The 508-nt window shown below is 66.7% G+C and carries 1 protein-coding gene; it reads left to right on the top strand.

The features are described 5' to 3' along the window. Positions 1–111: 111 nt before the first annotated feature. Positions 112–508, top strand: a 397-nt coding sequence (locus ACXJ3V_RS20850) for a sigma factor (RefSeq protein ID WP_457102262.1), incomplete at its 3' end; no start/stop codon positions are given.

Below are 508 nucleotides of genomic sequence, written 5' to 3'. Positions count from 1 at the left end.
CGGCAGCTTTCATTCGATTTCGAAGCTTTCTGGCAGGCCAATCGAGGAGAAGACGGCGGCTGACGGAACACCCGAGTCACAAGCGCAGCCGCTCAACCGTCTGAGGTGCAAATGACCGACCCCACCACCACCTTCAACCGCCTTCGCCCGCGCCTGCAGGGCATCGCCTACCGCATGCTCGGCGCCGTGGCCGAGGCCGAGGACGTGGTGCAGGACGCCTGGCTGCGCTGGCACGAGGCCGAGCAGGAAAATATCGACAACGCCGAGGCCTGGCTGGTGACCATCACCACGCGGATCTCGATCGACCGGCTGCGCGCCGCCAAGGTGCAGCGCGAGCATTACGTCGGCTACTGGCTGCCCGAGCCGGTGCTGACCGACGAGCCCAGCACGCCCGAGCAGACCAAGGAGCTGTCCGACGACGTCTCGGTGGCCTTCCTGTTCATGCTCGAACGGCTGGCGCCCGAGGCGCGGGCCGCTTTCCTGCTGCGCGAGGTGTTCGATGCCGACT

It is taken from the genome of Microbacterium sp. P5_E9, assembly GCF_054049175.1.
Note: the sequence above shows the minus strand (reverse complement) of the source record. Positions and strands in the feature narration are given on the sequence as shown.